At 44.0% G+C, this 20,821-nt stretch carries 26 protein-coding genes; 21 read left to right on the forward strand and 5 right to left on the reverse strand.

Annotated elements, in window-relative coordinates; all coding sequences use genetic code 11:
• A partial coding sequence (locus tag A3738_RS28725; RefSeq protein ID WP_156504581.1) for a metal ABC transporter solute-binding protein, Zn/Mn family occupies nt 1–605 on the reverse strand: 605 nt, incomplete at its 3' end.
• A gap of 140 nt (nt 606–745) precedes the next feature.
• Between A3738_RS28725 and A3738_RS28730 the strand changes: the two genes are divergently transcribed.
• From A3738_RS28730 to zigA, 11 genes are all read left to right on the forward strand, one after another.
• Nucleotides 746–1,504, forward strand: a complete 759-nt coding sequence (locus A3738_RS28730; protein ID WP_068474495.1) for a metal ABC transporter ATP-binding protein — start codon at nt 746–748, stop codon at nt 1,502–1,504.
• Nucleotides 1,497–2,309 (forward strand): metal ABC transporter permease, encoded by an 813-nt coding sequence (locus tag A3738_RS28735; RefSeq protein WP_068474497.1) that lies wholly within the window; start codon nt 1,497–1,499, stop codon nt 2,307–2,309. Before A3738_RS28730 ends, A3738_RS28735 begins: the two co-directional genes overlap by 8 nt.
• A gap of 4 nt (nt 2,310–2,313) precedes the next feature.
• Entirely contained in the window at nt 2,314–2,967 is a 654-nt protein-coding gene (locus tag A3738_RS28740) for a DUF1826 domain-containing protein (protein ID WP_068474499.1), read from the forward strand.
• Nucleotides 2,968–3,076: 109 nt separating this feature from the next.
• Nucleotides 3,077–4,168: a nickel/cobalt transporter gene (locus A3738_RS28745; RefSeq protein WP_197471993.1), complete on the forward strand. Its 1,092-nt coding sequence runs from the start codon at nt 3,077–3,079 to the stop codon at nt 4,166–4,168.
• 121 nt (nt 4,169–4,289) lie between these two features.
• Nucleotides 4,290–4,715: a phosphoribosyl-AMP cyclohydrolase gene (gene hisI / locus A3738_RS28750; RefSeq protein ID WP_068473989.1), complete on the forward strand. Its 426-nt coding sequence runs from the start codon at nt 4,290–4,292 to the stop codon at nt 4,713–4,715.
• On the forward strand, nt 4,712–6,049 hold the full coding sequence (locus A3738_RS28755; RefSeq protein WP_068473987.1) for a dihydroorotase: 1,338 nt from the start codon (nt 4,712–4,714) through the stop codon (nt 6,047–6,049). Before hisI ends, A3738_RS28755 begins: the two co-directional genes overlap by 4 nt.
• 7 nt (nt 6,050–6,056) lie before the next feature.
• Entirely contained in the window at nt 6,057–6,965 is a 909-nt protein-coding gene (gene folE2, locus A3738_RS28760) for a GTP cyclohydrolase FolE2 (RefSeq protein WP_068473984.1), read from the forward strand.
• Between the two features lie 32 nt (nt 6,966–6,997).
• Entirely contained in the window at nt 6,998–7,225 is a 228-nt protein-coding gene (locus tag A3738_RS31740) for a hypothetical protein (RefSeq protein ID WP_068473981.1), read from the forward strand.
• Between the two features lie 23 nt (nt 7,226–7,248).
• Nucleotides 7,249–7,614, forward strand: a complete 366-nt coding sequence (locus A3738_RS28770) for an SgcJ/EcaC family oxidoreductase (RefSeq protein ID WP_068473978.1) — start codon at nt 7,249–7,251, stop codon at nt 7,612–7,614.
• A 26-nt stretch (nt 7,615–7,640) separates the two neighbouring features.
• Complete coding sequence (locus A3738_RS32795; RefSeq protein ID WP_082868849.1) at nt 7,641–7,814, forward strand: SEC-C metal-binding domain-containing protein; 174 nt, start codon at nt 7,641–7,643, stop codon at nt 7,812–7,814.
• Nucleotides 7,815–7,952: 138 nt separating this feature from the next.
• Nucleotides 7,953–9,143, forward strand: coding sequence for a zinc metallochaperone GTPase ZigA (gene zigA / locus A3738_RS28775; protein WP_068473975.1), 1,191 nt, complete (start codon nt 7,953–7,955; stop codon nt 9,141–9,143).
• An 8-nt stretch (nt 9,144–9,151) separates the two neighbouring features.
• On the opposite strand, the gene A3738_RS28780 is transcribed toward zigA, so the two are convergent.
• Nucleotides 9,152–9,850 carry a tRNA (adenine(22)-N(1))-methyltransferase TrmK gene (locus A3738_RS28780; RefSeq protein WP_082878329.1) on the reverse strand — a complete coding sequence of 233 codons (699 nt, stop codon included), beginning with the start codon at nt 9,848–9,850 and terminating at the stop codon, nt 9,152–9,154.
• 174 nt (nt 9,851–10,024) lie between these two features.
• Between A3738_RS28780 and A3738_RS28785 the strand changes: the two genes are divergently transcribed.
• The 9 genes from A3738_RS28785 to A3738_RS28825 all read left to right on the forward strand — a co-directional run bounded on the left by A3738_RS28785 (nt 10,025) and on the right by A3738_RS28825 (nt 18,247).
• Nucleotides 10,025–10,942: a glutathione S-transferase family protein gene (locus A3738_RS28785; RefSeq protein WP_068473971.1), complete on the forward strand. Its 918-nt coding sequence runs from the start codon at nt 10,025–10,027 to the stop codon at nt 10,940–10,942.
• Nucleotides 10,943–11,011: 69 nt separating this feature from the next.
• Nucleotides 11,012–11,413, forward strand: coding sequence for a thiol-disulfide oxidoreductase DCC family protein (locus tag A3738_RS28790; protein WP_068473968.1), 402 nt, complete (start codon nt 11,012–11,014; stop codon nt 11,411–11,413).
• A complete protein-coding gene (locus A3738_RS28795; RefSeq protein ID WP_068473966.1) occupies nt 11,410–12,162 on the forward strand; it encodes an SDR family NAD(P)-dependent oxidoreductase in 753 nt (250 codons plus the stop codon). The genes A3738_RS28790 and A3738_RS28795 overlap by 4 nt, the downstream gene beginning before the upstream one ends.
• Nucleotides 12,163–12,457: 295 nt before the next feature.
• Nucleotides 12,458–13,597, forward strand: a complete 1,140-nt coding sequence (locus tag A3738_RS28800; protein ID WP_068501047.1) for a methyl-accepting chemotaxis protein — start codon at nt 12,458–12,460, stop codon at nt 13,595–13,597.
• Between the two features lie 3 nt (nt 13,598–13,600).
• Entirely contained in the window at nt 13,601–14,476 is an 876-nt protein-coding gene (locus tag A3738_RS28805) for a nitrate- and nitrite sensing domain-containing protein (RefSeq protein WP_068479905.1), read from the forward strand.
• A gap of 191 nt (nt 14,477–14,667) precedes the next feature.
• The gene (locus tag A3738_RS28810; protein WP_197472187.1) at nt 14,668–16,434 is read left to right on the forward strand and encodes an acyl-CoA dehydrogenase family protein; all 1,767 of its coding nucleotides are present in this window, start codon (nt 14,668–14,670) and stop codon (nt 16,432–16,434) included.
• Nucleotides 16,435–16,611: 177 nt separating this feature from the next.
• Nucleotides 16,612–17,004, forward strand: coding sequence for a hypothetical protein (locus A3738_RS28815; RefSeq protein ID WP_197472188.1), 393 nt, complete (start codon nt 16,612–16,614; stop codon nt 17,002–17,004).
• A 146-nt stretch (nt 17,005–17,150) separates the two neighbouring features.
• Nucleotides 17,151–17,867 (forward strand): HupE/UreJ family protein, encoded by a 717-nt coding sequence (locus A3738_RS28820; protein WP_082868974.1) that lies wholly within the window; start codon nt 17,151–17,153, stop codon nt 17,865–17,867.
• 26 nt (nt 17,868–17,893) lie between these two features.
• Nucleotides 17,894–18,247 (forward strand): DUF6488 family protein, encoded by a 354-nt coding sequence (locus tag A3738_RS28825; RefSeq protein WP_068479912.1) that lies wholly within the window; start codon nt 17,894–17,896, stop codon nt 18,245–18,247.
• 249 nt (nt 18,248–18,496) lie between these two features.
• On the opposite strand, the gene A3738_RS28830 is transcribed toward A3738_RS28825, so the two are convergent.
• Both A3738_RS28830 and A3738_RS28835 read right to left on the reverse strand, forming a co-directional pair.
• Complete coding sequence (locus tag A3738_RS28830; protein ID WP_231876795.1) at nt 18,497–19,402, reverse strand: histone deacetylase; 906 nt, start codon at nt 19,400–19,402, stop codon at nt 18,497–18,499.
• Between the two features lie 248 nt (nt 19,403–19,650).
• A complete protein-coding gene (locus tag A3738_RS28835) occupies nt 19,651–19,869 on the reverse strand; it encodes a hypothetical protein (RefSeq protein WP_068479915.1) in 219 nt (72 codons plus the stop codon).
• Between the two features lie 164 nt (nt 19,870–20,033).
• Between A3738_RS28835 and A3738_RS28840 the strand changes: the two genes are divergently transcribed.
• A complete protein-coding gene (locus A3738_RS28840) occupies nt 20,034–20,324 on the forward strand; it encodes a YebG family protein (RefSeq protein ID WP_068476864.1) in 291 nt (96 codons plus the stop codon).
• A 140-nt stretch (nt 20,325–20,464) separates the two neighbouring features.
• Here the strand turns inward: A3738_RS28840 and A3738_RS28845 are convergent.
• Nucleotides 20,465–20,821: hypothetical protein (locus A3738_RS28845; protein WP_231876794.1), on the reverse strand; the 357-nt coding region annotated here is incomplete at its 5' end.

A 20,821-nucleotide genomic window follows, 5' to 3' on the forward strand; every position in this document is an offset into this window, starting at 1 on the left:
TGGTCGTCATGCTTGTCGTGTCCGTGGTCGTCATGCTTGTCGNGTCCATGGTCGTCATGATCGTCGTGTCCGTGGTCGTCATGCTTGTCGTGTCCGTGGTCATCATGATCGTCGTGTCCGTGGTCGTCATGCTTGTCGTGTCCGTGGTCATCATGATCGTCGTGTCCATGGTCGTCATGATCGTCGCGTCCATGGTCGTCATGTTTGTCATGCCCATGTTCGTCATGATCGCCATGATCATGGCCTTCAAAGGTTGCACCTTCGCGGAAGGCATATGTGATGGTTTCGTCTAACTCAAGTATCTCGACTTTCTTCGCAGACTCGGCAACGTTATCCATCGATTTCTCAAGCCAAGGTGTTAACTCTTCTCCCATCCAAAACACGACATCAGCATTTGCGAGTGAACGAGCTTGGGAAGGCTTCAGGCTATAGTAATGCGGCGATGCTTCTGCAGGAATGATAAGGTTGGGCTCTGTTACACCTGCGGTAACCTGACTAACAATTGAGTGCAGTGGTGCAATATCTACTGCAATGCTAGGTGCGTCAGCAAATGCTGTAAGAGGAAGTAATGACGTCATGAGCGCCAAGCGATTTTTCTTGAGCATATCTTTTCCTTGAGCCTGTTTTATTGGAGTTTAAATAAGTCTTCAAAACGTAATGATATGTTGTATCATAGCTCCTTCGTCCTTTGCTTAACAACTCGTATTTTTTGGTGGGTCGTTAGGCAGTTTTTTTGAGGTAATGCGTGAGCAAAAAATTAATAGAGTGCGAGCAGCTTTCAGTGTCTTTTGGCGCAAAGCCCGTACTCAGTAATATCTCCATGTCTGTTGGGGCAGGGGAAATCCTAAGTATTATTGGTCCAAATGGCTCAGGTAAAACCACTTTGTTGCGTGCGTTAATTGGTGCAGTACCGCATCTTGAGGGCACGATTAATAGATCACCTGACTTAAGTATTGGTTACGTTCCGCAAAAGCTTCACATTGATCAAACGCTACCGATGACGGTTGAGCGTTTTATGAGTCTACCTAAAAAGCACAGTAAGGCGAGTCTTGTTGAAGCACTCGAGATGGCAGGTGTTCCCAATCTCGGTAAGCAGCAATTAATGGACTTGTCAGGCGGGCAATTCCAACGCGTATTATTAGCGAGAGCGCTGCTAGGCAAGCCAAATTTACTCATTCTCGATGAGGCCACACAGGGCCTTGATCATGCTGGTGTTGCAGATTTTTATCGTCAAATCGCTGATGTAAAAGATAGTCTTGGCTGCGGTATTTTAATGATCAGTCATGAACTGCATATCGTTATGCGCCAAACTGATCGCGTGATTTGTCTAAACGGAAACATCTGCTGCCAAGGGCGCCCTGAAGTAATTACCGACATGCCTGAATATCGCAATTTATTTGGTTTGGATCAGAGCGAAGCGTTGTATTTGCACAAACCTCATGCTCATCATGATGACCACTACACCCATGATGAGAACTGTGAAGGAGGCCATCACCATGTTTGATGATTTTCTTGTTCGTGCAGTTCTCGCGAGTGTTGGTGTTGCGCTAGCCGCAGCACCTTTAGGGTGTTTTGTTGTGTGGCGTCGTATGGCTTATTTTGGTGATGCGACCGCACATTCAGCCGTACTAGGTATCGCTCTTTCTCTTAGTTTTTCTACGCCAGTTTTTCTGGGCGTTTTAATCGTTTGTATGATCATGGCGATCACCGTTTCATCATTGAGTGAGCGTGGCATTGCCATGGATACCTTACTAGGTGTGATGTCGCATTCAGCCCTGGCAATTGGTTTGGTTGCTGTGTCGTTTCTGTCCGGTGTGCGAATCGACTTAATGTCTTATTTGTTTGGCGACATTCTCGCTGTCGGTAAATCAGATCTCTTCATTATTTGGGGTGGGGCTGCGCTGGTATTAGTGCTCGCGACACTGCGCTGGAACGGACTATTACTATCTACGCTTAATCCTGATTTAGCACTAGCAAGTGGGTATAAACCAAAACACGAGCAGCTCATTCTTACTATTAGCCTTGCGATAGTGGTCGCAGTCGCAATTAAAACAGTCGGTGTATTGCTGATTGTCGCAATGCTTATTATTCCAGCTGCTACAGCTCGAGTACTCAGTTCTACCCCCGAGATGATGGCTGTTGTCGCTGGTGTGTTAGCGATTTCTGCAAGCTTAATTGGCTTGCATGGTTCCTATGTTTTCGATACTCCAACAGGTCCCACTATCATTAGTGTGTGTGCGATTTTGTTTGTTGTTGTGAACCTTGGATATCGTCTTCTTCCCAAGAAACTACGTAAAGGAATTTCATAATTATATGGAAGCGATGGTGGACGAGATTCAGCGAAAATTAGCTGAATCAAATGACATTCATACTTTGGCAGATATCTACAAAGACGACGTTAATATCGCCGTCTGGAAACGAGATCTCTCATCAGGATTACGTGATTCAATTGCATCTCTGCTTGATCAGGCTGAATTCATTCGTGTTGAAGATGATGTGACGCCAGAGAACGTAAAAGATCGCTTAAATCTGAAACTCGATCACTACGAAAATGTAGCGCCATTGGTCGATGATCTTTCACACGTCGTTGATATGTTTTGCTGCTTGTTTGAGCAAACACGCGTTGGTTTGCGTTTGACCAAATTAGATCGCGCTATGTGCCCGCGTTTTCATACTGATAAAGTGCCATGTCGTTTAGTGACTACCTATCAGGGACTCGCAACTGAATGGCTTAAGCATGACGATGTTGATCGCTCAAAACTTGGGGCAGGGAATAATGGCCTTTCAGATTCTGAGTCTGGGATTTACTCATCTCGTCAAGATATTCGATCCTTGACGGTTGGTGATGTTGCGCTCCTTAAGGGAGAGAAGTGGATTGGCAACGAAGGCGCGGGTTTAGTTCATCGATCCCCAAACGTCGGAGTAAACGAAAAACGTTTGTTGTTGACCCTCGACTTTATCGGTTAAGGCACAATTCTCTTAACATGCAATGAGCATATCTTGCTCGGTGAGTGGGGGAGCTATATCCATCATCGAGTCTCTTCAAACCAAATTGTTAGTTGTTCGTGAGATCTTTATGAATCATCAAAATATAAAAGGACTTACACAAAGTAGATTCTCGGTCTGGAAGTATTTGACGGGAGTACTTTGTGCGGTTCTCATCGCATCTTTATTCACCTTGTGGGATGAGTTTGTTCTTCACAGTGTTACTTGGCAGAAGTATTTCCATTCTCTGTTAACGGAGCATATCACCGCTGTCGCGACGAATGCCTCTTCCTATGGAATGATGCTAGTGATCGTGAGTTTTGCTTACGGTATTTTTCATGCTATCGGTCCCGGGCATGGCAAGGCTGTTATTGTGACTTATTTGGGAACCAATAAAGACAATATTCGAAGTGGAATATTTATCTCCTTTACTGCGGCGCTTATGCAGGCCTTGGTTGCTATTGTTCTTGTTTCACTTTTATCGCAAATCCTTGAGCTTAAGTTCTCTGAAGTGACTCAGTATGGCGAAAAAGTATCACTTGTGGGCTATGTGCTAGTGATGATGTTGGGTTTAGTTTTAGTGTTGACGGGATTGCGTCGCATTATGAAAACTAAACCTCTTGGTAGCTGGTCTTTTGGTCGCTTGTTTAGCGAGACAGAAAGGCATAGCGACGAGCATGAAGTCAGCCATAATGATCTCGATCACTCGCATACTCACCATCATGATCACTCACATGGGCACCATTCGCATGAACATTCTCACAATCATCATTCTCATGATCACGGTTCATCTTGTGGCTGCAATCATGCTTACGTTCCTGAAACAAAACAGACTCCGTGGCAAACGTTTTTACTGATTTTATCGATGGGGTTTAGGCCATGCTCGGGGGCAATTTTAGTGCTTATTTATGCGCACTTAGTCGGTGTGTACGGTTACGGTGTCACCGCTACTTTAATGATGGGTTTAGGAACAGGTTTGTCTGTGAGTATTCTCGCTGTTATCGCAGTATATGCTAGAGGATGGATCGAACGATTTATCGGTGAGTCTGGATTAGCAGAAACGCATTCTCACTCACGGTTTGCACATTATGTTCGTATTTTTGGGGGCATTGTACTCGCTGTTCTAGGTTGGGAGCTGTATCAAGCTGCAACGGTTGTGCAGGCGGCTCATCCATTGTTCTAGATCGATATCTATCGGTACGATTTAACGGCTCAGTGAGCCTTTTTTATTGAGAACTAAATGATATGTTATATCATAACGTTTTTGAGTTTGAATTATAGAATTAAGAGATGATTAGACGTTTATGTATCAAAAATTCTTTGGAAGCCTAGAGCACAAAAGAGATGGCGATAAAGTTGAACTGAAGGCTGTGCTAGAGAATCTAGCTTTCAACGAAGACGGTTTAGTACCGGTGATCACTCAAGATGCATCAACAAAAAATGTATTGATGATGGCCTGGATGAACAAAGAGGCGATTGAAAAAACGCTTGAGACGCGGAAGGTCACATACTGGTCGCGCAGTCGACAATCATTTTGGGTAAAAGGGGAGTCGAGCGGACATACCCAAGCACTGTGTGAAATGTATTTTGACTGCGATGGCGACAGCATTTTATGTATTGCTGAGCAAGTTGGGCCTGCTTGTCACACTCTCAGACCCAACTGTTTTTACTTAAAAGCCGATCAAGAATCGCAAGTTGTACATGTAATAGGAGATGGTTATCAATCATGACCACAACACTCATTAAGAATGCCTTGGTGGTAAATGAAGGGAAAGCTGAAGAGCTTGATGTGCGTATTAAAGATGATCGCATAGCGGCCATTTCAAGCAACCTGACTGCTTCGAATAATGACAAAGTCATTGATGCGCATGGCTTCTGGCTTTTGCCGGGAATGATCGATGATCAAGTTCATTTTCGTGAGCCGGGTTTAACGCATAAGGGAAGTATTAAAACTGAATCACGAGCCGCTGTGGCGGGCGGTATTACAAGCTATATGGAAATGCCGAATGTTAGCCCGGCCACTACGACCATAGAGGCCTTGCAAGACAAGCATGATATTGCAATGAGAAACTCGCTCGCTAATTACTCCTTTTACCTAGGTGCGACCGAAGACAACTTAGAGCAAATTAAACGTGTAGACCCCAAGACCACCTGTGGCGTTAAGGTGTTTATGGGGGCATCGACAGGTAGCTTACTTGTTGAGGATCAAAATGCATTAGATGCTATTTTTCGTGAATGCCCCGTGCTTATTGCCACGCATTGCGAAAGAGGGCCTGTCATGGATCGAAACCTAAAGAGAATCGAAGATTTGGGGCGTGAAATTACGATTCATGACCATCCAATTATTAGAGATGATGAAGCCTGTTATGCCTCTTCATCTTATGCCGTTGGATTGGCGAAGAAGTTTGGCTCGCAGTTAAATGTTTTGCATATCACAACAGAGAAAGAGCTTAGTCTCTTTGCGTCAGGCCCAGTCGAAACGAAACACATTACTGCCGAGGCTTGCGTTCATCATCTTTGGTTTAGCGAAGAGGATTATGCTCAGAAAGGTAACCTAATAAAGTGTAATCCAGCAATTAAGAAGGCTAGTGATCGAAACGCCATATTGCGGGCTTTGCGTGATGATGTGATTGATATTATTGCAACCGATCATGCGCCGCATACCTTTGATGAAAAAAACGTACCTTATATGCAAGCGCCTGCGGGCCTGCCATTGGTTCAGCATGCACTGCTGAGTTTAATTGAGCATGTTAGAAACGATCGTTTATCAATTGAACAGGTCGTGCAAAAAGCTGCGCATAATCCTGCCATTCGATATGGTGTGCAAGAAAGAGGTTTTATCCGAGAAGGCTATTTTGCGGATCTAGTGCTGGTGTCTCCTAACCAAGTTACGCCAGTTAGTCATGACAATGTGTTGTACCGTTGTGAGTGGACACCATTTGATGGGACAACATTCTCATCACGAATTCAGTCAACTTGGGTCAATGGAAATCTTGTGTTTGATAGCGATCAAGTGATTGATACCCACACGGCTTCAGCCTTGATATTTAATCGTCCAAATTAGGAGATTTATGAGTTCCCAAAAGCAGTTACCTGATGTTGCGTCGAATGCAAAAGTAGAGCGCGCCGCGACATTACGATGGGTAGGGATGGAAGCGATAGCAATACCTTTGTTTGTGAGAGCGCAGGGCGCTTTGCTTCAGGTGAGTGCCAGTGCCGACTTATATGTCAGTCTTGATGCGGCTGAGGCAAAAGGTATCCATATGTCGCGCTTGCACTTAGCCTTAAATCGCGATTTAGGTAATCAAGCGCTCACGCTAGAAACGCTTCAGGCATTGTTGTCGCAAATGCAGCGATCTCAGGAAGGTATTAGTAAGAATGCGAAACTTGCTTTGTCATTTGATTTAGTGCTTAACAAGCCAGCAATGCTGAGCGGTGAACAAGGGTTTCAGCGTTACCCGATTCGTATTGAGTCAGTTTTGCGTGACAACGAATTTAGCACACAGGTGGATGTGGAAGTGCCTTATTCGAGTACTTGTCCCTGTTCCGCATCATTGTCTAGACAGCTTTATAGCGAAGCGTTTGATCAGCGCTTTGGTGAAGAGTCGATTCCAAAAGATCAGATCCTTCAATGGATACTTCAAGAGGCAGGTTCGGTAGCAACACCACATAGTCAGCGTTCTTACGCGTACATTAAATTGATCTTAGCTCCCAATGAATGGTTCGAGTTTGATGAGCTAATTTTTGATGTTGAAAAAGCGATTGGTACGCCTGTTCAAACGGCGGTCAAACGTCAAGACGAGCAGGCATTTGCCAAACTTAATGCAGATAACTTGATGTTTTGTGAGGACGCAGCGAGACGCTTAAAAGACAGCTTAGAGCATATGAATGGCGTGGTGGATTATTGGTTCAAGGTTGAACATCAAGAAAGCTTGCATGCACACAATGCTGTAGCGATCGATTATAAATTTAGCGAATGAAAAGCGCCCCAAGAAAAACGAGGAAATAGAGAATGATGGAAGATGTGATCCCAAGAAATTACGAAGAATGGGAGCATTGCATTACGGTGGAGTGCGGCATCCCGCTGTCTATAGAGTTTATTGAAGAGAGAATCACTGCTTTGCAGGACATACGAGACTTTAAGACAAAGCAATTCTTAGACTTGTATGGTGAAAGATATCTTAATCAAGTACTTGTATGGTTTTCGCAAGCGAAAACAGCGCTGCAGACTAATTCATGATTTAAAGCTTAAGGAAGGTAAGTATGAAAAGCCTAGATACAGATGCTCTCTTTAATGAGTGGAATGCTGCACTAAAGACTCAAGATGCAGAAAGAGTGGTTGCTCTATATTCCCAAAGCGCTATTTTGTTGCCTACGTTGTCAAATCAAGTTTGTAGGAGTCCTCAAGAGATAAAAGATTACTTTTCGCAGTTTCTCAAGCTAAGGCCTCAAGGTAGAATTGTAGAAGCTGATTCGCGTCGATTCGGAGAAATTGCCATTAATTCTGGTGTTTATACTTTCGAGTTTGAAGAAGAGACTCTCGTAAGTGCACGATTTACTTTTGTTTATCACTGGGATGGTGAAAATTGGAAGATAATCGAGCATCATTCGTCGCGTTTCCCAGAATAGAGTATTAGCCTCAGGTAATAGTATTTATGACGAATTCAACAAACACTGTGTCGAATGCTGAGGAGCAGGATAGCTGCTGCAGCAATTCTAGTTGTTGTGGGCCAGAAACCCCAGTGACTCGAAGTGCGCCAAAGATCGGCCGAAATGAGCCATGCATTTGTGGAAGTAGTAAGAAATTTAAAAAGTGTTGCGGTGCTTAACCGTTAGTTTGAAAAAGGCCCTTCTGGGCCTTTTTTTATGTCTGATTATCAATTTTTTTTGTATTCACATCTTCTTTTTGAAATAAATGATATGTTGTAACATATCTGTACGACCGTTAATTAAGCAATGAGATACTGATGAATCGATTACCCGTAACCGTCCTGTCTGGTTTTCTAGGTGCAGGAAAAACCACTGTTTTAAGTCATATACTGAACAATCGCGAGGGCAAGCGTGTCGCGGTGATCGTGAATGATATGAGTGAAATCAACATCGATGCATCGATGGTGCAAAATGAGGTGAGTCTAAGTCATCAAGAAGAAAAACTGGTCGAAATGAGCAATGGCTGTATCTGTTGTACCTTGCGCGAAGACCTTCTTGTTGAAGTGAATAACCTAGCGAAAGAAGGGCGCTTTGATTATCTGGTGATCGAATCAACGGGTATTTCAGAACCGCTACCCGTTGCAGAGACCTTCACTTTTGCCGATGAAGATGGCGTTTCACTGTCTGATGTTGCAAAGCTGGATACCATGGTAACGGTTGTGGATGCGCTGAACTTCTTAAATGATTATGACGAAGCAAGATCCTTACAAGAAACGGGCGAACATCTTGGCGAAGAAGATGAGCGCAGCGTAACCGATTTGTTGATTGATCAAATCGAATTTGCCGACGTGCTATTGATTAGCAAAACGGATTTGGTAGAAGAAACGGATATGGAGCGTTTAAGGGCGATTCTTAAGTCCCTGAATACCGAGGCGAAAATTATTCCGATCGCACATGGCAACGTCGATATTAACGAAGTGCTTGATACCAACTTGTTCGACTTCGAGCGCGCACAGCAGGCGCCCGGTTGGTTGAAAGAAATGCGCGGCGAGCATGTTCCAGAGACAGAAGAATACGGCATTAGTAGTTTTAGCTATGAAGCTCGAAGACCCTTTCATCCAAAGAAATTTTTCGACTTTCTGCACCACACTCAACAGTATGGAAACTTAATTCGTTCCAAAGGTTTCTTCTGGTTGGCGACCCGACCTCAGTTTGCAGGACAGTGGAGTCAAGCAGGCGGAATGGCGCGTTATGGTTTTGCGGGCATGTTCTGGAAAGCTGTGCCAAAAGAAAACTGGCCGCAAGATGAAGAGTATTTAGCTTCTATCGAAAAAATGTGGGAAGAACCATTTGGTGATATGCGCCAAGAGCTCGTGTTCATCGGACAAGGCTTAGATAAGCAGGCCATGACTGATGCCTTAGATGCTTGCTTATTGTCAGAAGATGACCTGTTAAAAGGCAAAGACTTTTGGGCAGAGCTAGAAGACCCATTTCCTGCATGGGAGTAGTGTCCTAGTTACGAACACAAACGTGTTTTGATCTGTTTAAAGTGCTTAAGCGGTTCATCTGCTTGAGCGCTTTTATTCTTGTTCTCATAGTATTTGATCGTTTGGTTTGCGTACCTCAGTGCGATCCGTTTTTCTTCTTCTGAATCATAGTGCCATATCTGCTCTCCGATATGACTGATTGCTGGATAATCACTGGTATGGCGTCCAGATTGGCTGATGAGCATCACTTCATAAATACGCCGATTCTCTTCAACAAGCGACTCTTTCACCATCTTAAATTCGAGTTCTGCCAAGCGCGTTCTTAGCTCGAGCAAGTGGCGCACAGGGCAAAGAAGAAAGTCGATCGATAGGCCTTTGTTTGCTTGTGTTAGTTGTTCAACCAGCTCTGTAGTTAGATCACCTCCAACGCCTGCAATCACTACAAGATGGCGTTGATCTGCATAGTTTTTGAGTGGCAACTGCTTCGTGTCGGTACAATGGGTTGTCCAATGCCTGTCGGACCTGTCGTTAATAGGGAAGTGTTTTTCTAATGTGTTTTGAAGTGATTCGATAATATCTGGAACGATATCTACAAAATGCACCTGAATACTGCTGTCTATTATAGACATACCTAACAAACCATGATCGCAGCAGCAATCCCATATATGGTCATAGTGATGCAGCCGTGCATGCTGTTTTATCGCACTTAAGCGTTTACCGATTTTCACTGAGTACTTTCAAATCTATGAGGCAGGATCTTACGTTTTAATATAGGCCGGTCTGGCAAATTAAGGCTATGCCAAAATCCTCTACGAGGTTAGTCTATTCCCTCGTGAGTTACACGTAATCAAATAAATCGAAAAATAACCATCATCTATGTGCGACCTTAAGGAAGAAATTAAATGACCGAGTCGATTATTTTACATCACTATGACAAGTCCCCGTATGCAGAAAAAATACGTCTAATGTTTGGCTTGATGAATACCTCTTGGCAATCGCTTCTCTCTCTACCTATTCCTCCGCGCCCAAATCTAGACCCATTAACGGGCGGGTACCGACGTATTCCTGTAGCGCAAATTGGTGCGGATCTTATCTGCGATACCGGCTTAATTGCTCAGGAAGTTTCTTGCCTAACTGGTAATGCAGATTTATCACCCGAAAATATGAGTGATGCGGCTAAAGCATTAATGGTCGAAGCGGAAGGCCCTGTGTTTTTTTCTGCGGTTGCAGCTGTACCACCGATTAAACTGATCGGCACAATGATTAAAGAATTTGGGTTTACGGGCACATACAAGTTTGTAAAAGATCGTACGGGTATGATGAAAGGCGGAACCACCAAGCCACCTTCGCACGAGAGGGCAAAAGGGTATATTGCGGGCCTGCTTTCAAAGTTAGAAGAGCATCTTGCTTCTAATGAGTGGATCAACGGAGAGTCAGCTTCGGTTGCAGATTTTGCGGTGTATCATCCGATTTGGTTGCACTTGAGCGCATCCCGCTCTGAGTTAAAAGCAGGACCAAATACAATACGTTGGTACACGGCGGTTACGCAGTTGGGTGAAGGAACACGACAGGAGATTACGCAAAACGACGCATTCTCTATCGCGAAAAGCTCAACACCACGTGCGTTGCCAGCGGAAGCAAGCGATAACGAATTTGAGCTTGGTCAAATGGTGAATGTGGCTCCGAGTGACTATGGTTGCGTACCTGTTGCTGGCAAGCTTGTAATGGTGTCGGAGGATCGCATTATTCTTGCACGCGAGACGCAAGAATTTGGTACTTTGCATGTCCACTTTCCACGACAAGGTTACGATATTTCTTGATAAGATCTTACCGCGTCATATAGCCGTATAACTAGCGCATAATGAAAGTTGTTAGTTAAAGGAAATGCCATGCTCACTGTCTTTTATGATGGAACTTGTCCACTCTGTGCTAAGGAGATGAACGCTTTGCGTGCCTATGATGAGAAAGCGAAACTTAATCTTGTCGACATCCATAGCGAGGCATTTTCTTCACATCCTGATATAGACCCAACGGCAGCTATGACGATTTTACACGGCAAGATCGACAATCAAATTATCTTGGGTCTAGATGTGACGGCAGCGGCGTGGAAGACGGTCGATAGAAAGCCTTGGGTTCAGGCCTTACGTTGGCCAGTGATTCGTTGGTTTGCTGATCGAGCCTACCTTTGGTTTGCGCGAAATCGTTATCGATTGTCTTGGATGCTAACCGGGCGAAGCCGCTGCGCGACAGGCCAGTGCGACATTCGAACCTCAAAAGAGGACAAGGCATGAAACGTATAGCAGTAGTAATTGGTGCGTCGGGCGGAATTGGTGGGGCATGCGTTGAGCATTGTTGTGCCGATGCAAACTATGTATCAGTGATAGCTGTTTCCCGATCAAACGCCGCTCTTTCATTCTCAGAGAATTCCAAACTTACTATCTTAGAAGCAGACTCTTCTAAACCTTCGATGGCCAATGTGGTGACCGAAGTGCTCATGCAAGCGAAACGAGTAGCGTCACTCGATGTTGATATCATTATCGCAACAGGCTTATTGCATACCGAAACCGGGTCAATAAAGGTTCAACCAGAAAAGCGTATTGAAGCCTTAGATATGCAGTCTGCCTTAACAGTGCTCGAGACGAATACTCTGATGCCGATGCTCTGGCTACAAGCATTTTCGCCACTGTTTGCGCTAAAACTCGATACACGAGTTTTGGTTTTGTCGGCCCGTGTTGGCAGTATTGGCGACAATCGCTTAGGTGGGTGGTACAGCTATCGGTCATCAAAAGCAGCCTTGAATATGATGTTGAAAACCGCTTCAACAGAATATGCACGGCGTTATCCTAATGTAAAGTTGATTGCCTATCACCCTGGTACAACTGACACAGGTCTCTCTAAACCTTTCCAAGCCAATGTGCCCGAAGGCAAACTATTCAGTCAGGACTACTCAGCTGAGCGCCTCATCGACGTTATGCAATCTCAAGCAATCGATAAGACTCTGTCATTTGTGGATTGGCAGGGCAAAAGTATTGAGTGGTAAGCATCAAGCATCATTATACTCGCTGATTTAAAGTCTTATTTTTTTTAATACATTTATAAAAAACGCACCCAACTTGGGCGGTCTTTCTTTGATCTGCTTAAGCTTAGTGCAGATGCATAAGTCTTTGTTCTATATTAGTTAATCTTTATCTTTAATAAGGTTATATAAAACAATTAGTTATAATATCTTAATAATGTAAATTATATTTTATTTTTGGCGGCATATTCTTTGCGACTACATAGTGATTTTTATTACTTTGTTGTCGGTTAAGCCAAGGAAAAGGACCTGCCCGAAAGTGAATACTTCTAGTTTGAGTTCCCATCTCGTTTTGATTTTTACTGCGATTATATTTGCTATTGGATTTAGTTACTTAGTGTCTGGCTTAAGCTGGAATCTGCTAATTATTGCGCTCCTAGGTACGCTACCGTGTCTTTTACTCATGTATCACACACGATCTATTCGCACCTTCGAATCATTAGCTCAGCATCTTGAAAACACGGATTCAAATTATCGCGATTTGCCGATCGAATCACTCTTAGCTGATAAGCATTTAAGTGTGTTGAGAAACTACTTTCTTAGTTATGCGAGAGCAGATCAGTCTATGGATGAATCGTCAGCTGAGTTCATTCATATGTCTCGAGAGCTCACAGCAAGTGCATTGTCGGTGTCGAGCAATGCTTCAAGTCAAAAGGGCGCGATTACGTCTTCAGCGGCTGCCGTCACTGAACTCAGCCAGAGCGTTAATGATGTCGCGTTACAAATTAAAAATGCCCATGAGGAAATAGAAAAGTCTCGGGCGCAAACAAGTAATGGCATTCAGCAAGCGCAGGGCGCGACGACCAAGATAAGTCATATGGTATCGCTGTCTCAGCAAAGCGAATCGTTGGTGGCTGAGCTTTTTGCGTTAACCGAACATGTGGCTACGATGTCTCAAATCATTGTAGATATTTCCGATCAGACCAACTTGTTGTCTTTAAACGCTGCGATTGAAGCGGCTAGAGCGGGCGAGCACGGTCGTGGCTTCTCTGTTGTCGCTGACGAGGTGCGTAACCTTTCAATTCGATCAAGAGAATCTGCCAATCAAATCACACAAAGTATTCATGATGTGCACACAAGAATGGCCGATGTTACCCGAATGTCTCGCAAAGTAATTGATGCCGCAGAAGACAATGCGAAGAGTATCGATTCGCTAGAAAGCTCGCTTGTATTGATTGATAAAATGGTGGATGAAATAGCGCATAACATGCTGGTGATCGCACAAGCATCAGGTCAGCAAAGTGTTGCGACCTTTGAAATCTCCGAAAACATGGAATCCTTGTTAGAACGCGCAAATAACAACACCTTAATCGCAGGTGAAACGGTAAAAATTGCCGAGTACCTCGCTGAAAAAGCAGAGCGTTCTCGTGGACATTCAGCTCAACTAGCAGAGGTATAAGACATGGAAGTTCTGGTATTTATGTGTGTTACAGGCATTGTTGCATTAGCGTATTTCTTGGTGTTTCTGCCTAAGCGTCGACAGTCACAACAACGCAATATTCTGAAAAGCTTAGAAATTGTTATGTCGCTTAAAGAACTCCTTATTTTGATACAACAACATCGGGGTCTTACCACAGGCTTTTTGCATGGTGATGCGCAGTTAGAACGGTCCATTGGGAATAAAAGGGCGAGTATTGATGAAAAATGGAAAGCGCTTGATGCTGCAAGTAATGAGCTTGAGAGCGATATGCTATATACGAGCATTAAATCGCACTGGGAGCGTTTAGCGACAGGCTGGCAACGTCAAACCGTGGCAAATAATATCGACCAACATAGTAGGCTGATTACTAATCTACTTTATCTGATTGAAAACCAAGCAGAGAATTATGGTCCTATGCTTCGGTTAGGGCGAGATTCAGGCCTTGATGTGATCTGGAAGGAACTGCTTGAGACCATTGAAGCGATCGGCCAAACGCGAGCCATTGGCATGGGCGTTGTAAGTGCTGGCGAAAGCTCAGTCATTGAGAGAATTCAGCTCAAATTTCTCGTTGATAAAGTGAAACATCGGGTTGCAGCGCTTGAGTCTTCATTTACTAAGAAGACGAGTCTTATGGGCAACAAAAAATGGGCGAGCTTATTTTTAAACGACGCTCAATTGCATGTTGAGCAGTTGTTATCATTCGTTGAATCGATGTTGTTAAACAACGATTTGAAATCTGTGACTTCCGAGACTTTCTTTGATCTAGCGTCCTCCGCGATTACACCCTTAGACAAATTGTTCATTGAAGCGGAAGAAAAAATAAAAGATCACCTCAAAATTTCTCCAATGCTTAACTAAGCCTTTCAATCCGAACATCAGACAAATGAAGATATATCTCAATACCTGTGTATTGTCATTTGTCACTTCGTTTTTTCCGTTGTTTTTCAACGGACTTTTTTTCACTACGAGAAACCCAAAGTACGTTTGAGCGCGTATAGCAGCACGACCCACGGAAATAAACGAAAACTCAATACGTGAAGAGGTAGATCGTGAATCATTATAAAGCGCCAATGGACAACATAAACTTCGTTCTTTTTGAAGTTCTTAAAGCCAGCAACATCGCAAACATCGAGCAATTTGCCGACGCGACAGAAGACATGCAGCGTGCTGTACTTGAAGAAGCTGCAAAATTGGCAGAAAACGTACTTCAACCGATCAATGCATCAGGTGACAGGGAAGGGTGTGTCTACGACCCAGAAGCGAAAACAGTAAAAACACCTTCTGGTTTTAAAGAAGCATACAAAACGTACCAAGAAGGTGGTTGGAGCGGTCTCGCTTCACCCGTTGAGCATGGTGGACAAGGTTTGCCACACTTCTTGAAAGTAGTAGTTGATGAAATGTGCTGCTCTACCAACTTATCGTTTGGTATGTATCCAGGTTTGTCTCACGGCTCTATTGACGCTCTAACATTGCACGGTAACGAACACCAGCAGTCTTACTATTTGCCGAAGCTTATTGCGGGCGAGTGGACTGGCACGATGTGTCTGACAGAACCACATTGTGGTACAGATCTTGGTCTAATCAAAACTAAAGCTGAGCCGCAAGCGGACGGTAGTGTGTCGATCACCGGTAACAAGGTTTGGATTACAGGCGGCGATCACGATATGACTGATAACATCATTCACTTGGTGTTGGCAAAGCTTCCGGATGCGCCTGCAGGAAGTAAGGGCATCTCATTGTTCTTGGTTCCGAAATTCCTTGAAGATGGTTCACGTAACCCTGCGTTCTGTGGCGGCCTAGAACACAAAATGGGGATAAAAGGATCAGCGACTTGTGTCATGAACTTTGAGGGTGCGAAAGGCTGGCTTGTTGGTAAAGAGAATGAAGGTTTGAAGTGCATGTTTACGATGATGAACGCTGCGCGCATCATGGTAGGTATGCAGGGTCTTGGTTTAGCTGAAACCGGTTACCAAGTATCTTTGGCTTTCGCGAAAGACCGCTTGCAGAGCCGTTCATTGACTGGCCCTAGAAACCCAGATGGTCCAGCAGATCCAATTATTGTTCACCCAGATGTACGTCGTATGCTGCTTAAGCAAAAGGTGTTGATTGAAGCTGGCCGTGCAATGGCGTATTGGGCTGCTTATCAGCAAGACTTAGCACATGCAGCTCCAGAAGAAGCGGATCGCGAAAAAGCAGATGATTTATTCCAGATCATGACGCCAATCGTGAAGTCATTCTTGACTGACGAAGGCTACTTCAGCGCAGATGCGGCACTTCAGTCTATGGGTGGTAACGGTTACACCCAAGATTGGCCAGTAGAGCAGTTATTACGTGATGGACGCATTGCACGTATCTACGAAGGCACAAATGGTATTCAAGCGCTTGATTTGATCGGACGTAAGCTGACGATGCGCGGCGGTCGTTTACCTCGCACTTATATCGCAGCAATGAATGACTTGATCGCTGATGCATTGCCAGAGCATAAGAAGCAAGCTGAGCAGTTCATCGCGAAGTTGACCCAAACCTTGATGGGATTGGTGAAAACAGTGATGAGCGATCCAGAAGAAGCGGGCGCAGCAGCAACACCGCTCCTACGCATGTTTGCTTTAACTAGTTTGGCTGTAATGTGGGCCAAGATGGCTAAGCAAACTCAAGACGACGGTACGAAATCGCGCTTCTCTGAAGACTTCTTAGAAGGAAAAGTGAAAGCAGCAAACCACTTCTATCGCCTGTATCTTCCTGAGATGGATCAGCTAGCGGCAGATGTCGAAGCAGGTAAAGCTACCTTGATGGATCTTGCTGAAGCAGAGTTCTAATAAATTCTTGACCTTGCATTAGAAAACCGACCTTAGGGTCGGTTTTTTCGTTTATAGTCCAGTGTTTTTTAAACTGCGCTTTTTAATAATTAATCATATTTTGTGGGTAGTATTCCCGCACTGGCATACATATAATTTTGCAAAATTTTTCATAATCGGAATCCCGTGCGCGATATTTTGAAGAGCAAAATTTGGCAACTTTTCTTAGCGATTGCTTTCTTATCAATGCAATCGGCTTCGGCGCATATCCATTTGGGTTCGAATCATGATCATGATGGTCATGACCACACCCATTCTCAGTTAATACATACGAACAGTATTTCTTCTCATCATGTTGATGCATTTGCGGCTGAAATCGCACCTCATACTAGTGAGGTAGTTGAGCTTTGCCAAGACTGGACCGTAAAGAATGGGAAGAAGCTGAATGATCATGACTCCCAAGCTTATCTAAGCTCCGATTATGTTTACCGTGAACAGACGATTGTCGTTGAAGATTATCGAGGCGATGCTCCTGTTCCCGTTATCTTCCGATTCTATTTTTCATCTCAGGCTAGGGCGCCTCCAATATAGTTGTTCTCTTAGGTTTAAATCATTTTTTTATTAGCGAAAGCTAAGATTTATTATTGAGGTACACAATGTTATCTGTATTGAGAAAATACCGGTGGCCTGTCGCTATTGGTATGTATTTTTTATGTAGTTTCGTCTTTGGCCATGGTATGTCTGAGGCGGATAAGGCAAAGGCACTTGAGGCCACAAACTGGGATTTCGTGGAGCTGGGTGCCAGCCATATGGTCACTGGGTACGACCATTTACTCTTCCTCTTCGGCGTTGTTTTCTTTCTTACCAAATTTAACGATATTGTTAAGTTTGTAACTGCTTTTACTATTGGTCATTCAATCACGTTGCTATTTGCGACGCTGTATCATGTTCAGGCAAATTATTATTTGATTGATGCTGTAATCGCGCTAACCGTCATCTACAAAGCCTTCGATAATCTTGGAGGATTTAAGAAGTATTTGAATGTGGCTTCGCCTAATCTGCTGATCATGGTATTTGTATTCGGCTTGATTCATGGCTTTGGATTGTCGACGCGCTTGCAAATGCTGCCTCTCGCAGAAGAAGGCTTAGTGCTTAAAATTCTTTCGTTCAATCTTGGTGTAGAGCTTGGACAAATAGCGGTACTCGCTGTGATGGTGGCTCTCCTTGCAGGGTGGCGTAGGACAAAATCATTCACTAACTTTATTAATGCGGCAAATGTATTTCTAATGTCTTTAGGGATATTACTTCTGTTGCAGCAATTGCATGGATATTCGCACGAGCAGCATCCTGATGATTTTGGTTTCAGCGCAGATAATCATTTACATGCCCATGAGGAAATGGATGCTAGTTCGATGAAAGTCCCAGCTAAAACTCATCACGATTCAATTGACTGAACAACAAAGTTTTAAAGAGAGACATTATGATTAACTTTATTAGAACATTACTGCTTGGTGCGGTACTCATATTCAGCCAGTTTGCTTTAGCTGGGCCGGGGCATGATCATTCTCATGATCATCAACATGACCCAATAACAAGCGAACAAGCTGTTGATAAAGCATCGGCACATGTTCAAAAGCTCGTTAATAGAGGGAAGATCGATGCTTCTTGGGCGGAGGTTACGGCTAGCTCTGTCGAAGAAAAATCGTTTGGACATGGTCCTGAATGGGTTGTTTCATTTAAGAATGATGCGATTGCTGACCCAGCAAATCAGACGCTTTATATTTTCTATACCATCAACGGAAAGTACTTAGCTTCTAACTTTACGGGGCAATAAGTAGTCGAAGGAGGTGCGAACACCTCCTTTCAGATCGCTGACAAACCCCGGTTTTTATACCGGGGTTTGTTCGTTTTGACGGGTGTCTGGTTTTTTGGTTCTTATGTGCATCAGGCGTTAGTCGGCATCCATCTGCCAAACCTACTATGATTGGAACCGACATTTTTTTTAGAGTTGAGAAATAACGACCTATTTCTAAGAGAATATGCTGCTGCAAATTTTTTAAAGAACTATGTCAGAGAAAGCGTGCTATGCAAAGCGTGCAAAGGCGTCTTGTGCCGCATGAACAATAATGCCGTGTCGCCTAGCTAACGCGTCATGATCACGGTCGTAGCCACCACCAATCACTGTAGCAACTGGAATCGCTCGATCTAGACAATGCTCAAGCACTAAGTCGTCTCGTGCGCGAATCCCTTCCAGCGAAATATTAAGGTTCCCCAACGCATCGCCTTTCCATACATCAACGCCTGCATCGTATAAAACAATGTCGGGTTGAAAGTGTTCGAGCAACCGCACGAGCGTTTGCTCAACGATATGGAGGTACTCCATGTCACGCATCCCAACGGAGAGGCCGACATCCAAATCGCTTTCCTGCTTGCGGAATGGAAAATTCTTTTCACAATGCACGGAACAACAAAATATCTGCTCATCTTCCTGCAGTATGGCTGCGGTACCATCGCCCTGATGCACATCGCAATCGAAGATCAAGACACGTTGAACTTGCCCTCGAGCAACTAAAGTGCGACTCACAAACGCGAGATCGTTAAGCAAACAGTACCCAGAGCCAAAGTCATAATGCGCATGGTGTGTTCCACCCGCCAAATGCACGCCTACGCCAAACTCTATGGCTAATTCGGCAGCGTACAGAGTACCGTTTGGGGAGATGAGCGTCCGCTCTATGAGAGCTTCACTCCACGGTAGGCCTATACGACGCAAAGCCTTGGGGTCTAGTGTGTTATGAGTCAAATCATTGAGATAGCGAGAAGCGTGGCATAAAGTAAGTTCATCAATTCGCGCCGCGGATGGTTGATGTTCGTTAGATGCTACAAGCCCTGCATTGCAACAATAATCGTACAAGCGCTCAAACTTAGACATGACAAAACGATGTTTGCTGTCGAAAGGGTAACTGTACTTCGGATGATAAACCAAAGGCACGCGCTTCAAATCGTGATGCTCCCTTATTTTTAGTTGAATCTAGAAATGAAATATAGGCCAATGACATAACAAGTATGAAGTCATGCGGTATTTTCAACGTTTTTTGTTACGCGGTAATGAATCAAGATCGCGTTAACAAATGAAGTATTGCATGGTATCTAGCCAATAACTTAGCTCTGCAATTGTATAACTCTTCCTCGATCGAGATGGCTACCATTTAGTCTGCCGGCAGCCCCACGAACCCAGCCTTAGAATCTAAAGCTAGTATCCGCATGTTGCTTTAAGAGCTTGGTGATCTCTGGATTATTTTTGAGCTGAGCTAAGTCAAGCAAATAGTCTAGCTCCAGCTCTTTGAGTGTTTTGTCGAGCAAGGCTAGCCTCAGTTTCTCTAGCTCACCATTGGCGATCATGGTTGTGATTGCCGACATTTCGTTGATACCCATTCGTTTATTGTTTGAATTTGGCATTCGATGCTCCTTATTACGCTATCCACTCTGCTTTTATACATTGAGGTTCAATGGATCGGTTTAAAAGGTTTCTTTGTTTGAATGATAAAATTTAATAATTATACTGTTTGTATATACAGTATTTGTGATAGTGTATTCACACGAATTAAAAATAGGAGCAAATCATGGCGATCATTACGCGTTATGTGGTTGAACATAAAGGGGTTGAAAAGCTAGTGACGACAGACAAAAGAGAAGCAGATCGCTACGACAAGATGCTAGATGTAGCAGACAACCTTGCTACTTTTATACAAGCTAAGGGTGTAGATATTGATGATGGCTTACTGGAAGATCTGTCTGTTTTGCTGTCTAAAAACAAAGAGAAGGTGGCAAAACTATTTAAGGGAGTTGATGCCGAAAGTTTGCTTGAAGAAGAAAAGGCAGAAGTTGTAAAGCTAGAAACAAAGCAGGCTTGATTTGCATCGTGAGCACGTGACCGCGAATACGTGAAACAAAAGCGGTGCTCAGGATTCCAATCAAACCCTACTGGTTTTTTAGAGAAATAATAGACCGCTGTATAAGTAGGCCATGACGAGGTTGAAAGACAGCTTAGCGCTCACGCCGCGCTCGCTTGGTAGTCTTTCATGTTTGATTGATGTAACCACTGCAGAATATCGTCAGCGATGTCCGGCCAGCAGCTTTCAGCCTGATAGGTGTGGCTTAGGCCTTCGTATATTTTTATATCCGCGCCGAGTTGATCTGCGCTTTTCTGAATTTCGGTATGGGGGATAATGTGATCTCCCTTGGCAGCTAGAAACAATATGTTGCTTGGATGAAGTTTGGTGCTGATCAATTTTGGAGGTGATAGTAATTTCATTAATACTGGAATTGATTCGGACCTCAGCTGGGCGGTGACCTTGTCAGCATCAGCTGTGTCGCATGTATTAGAATATATTCCTATCGGGGGTGTTCC

Source organism: Oleiphilus sp. HI0066, assembly GCF_001635725.1.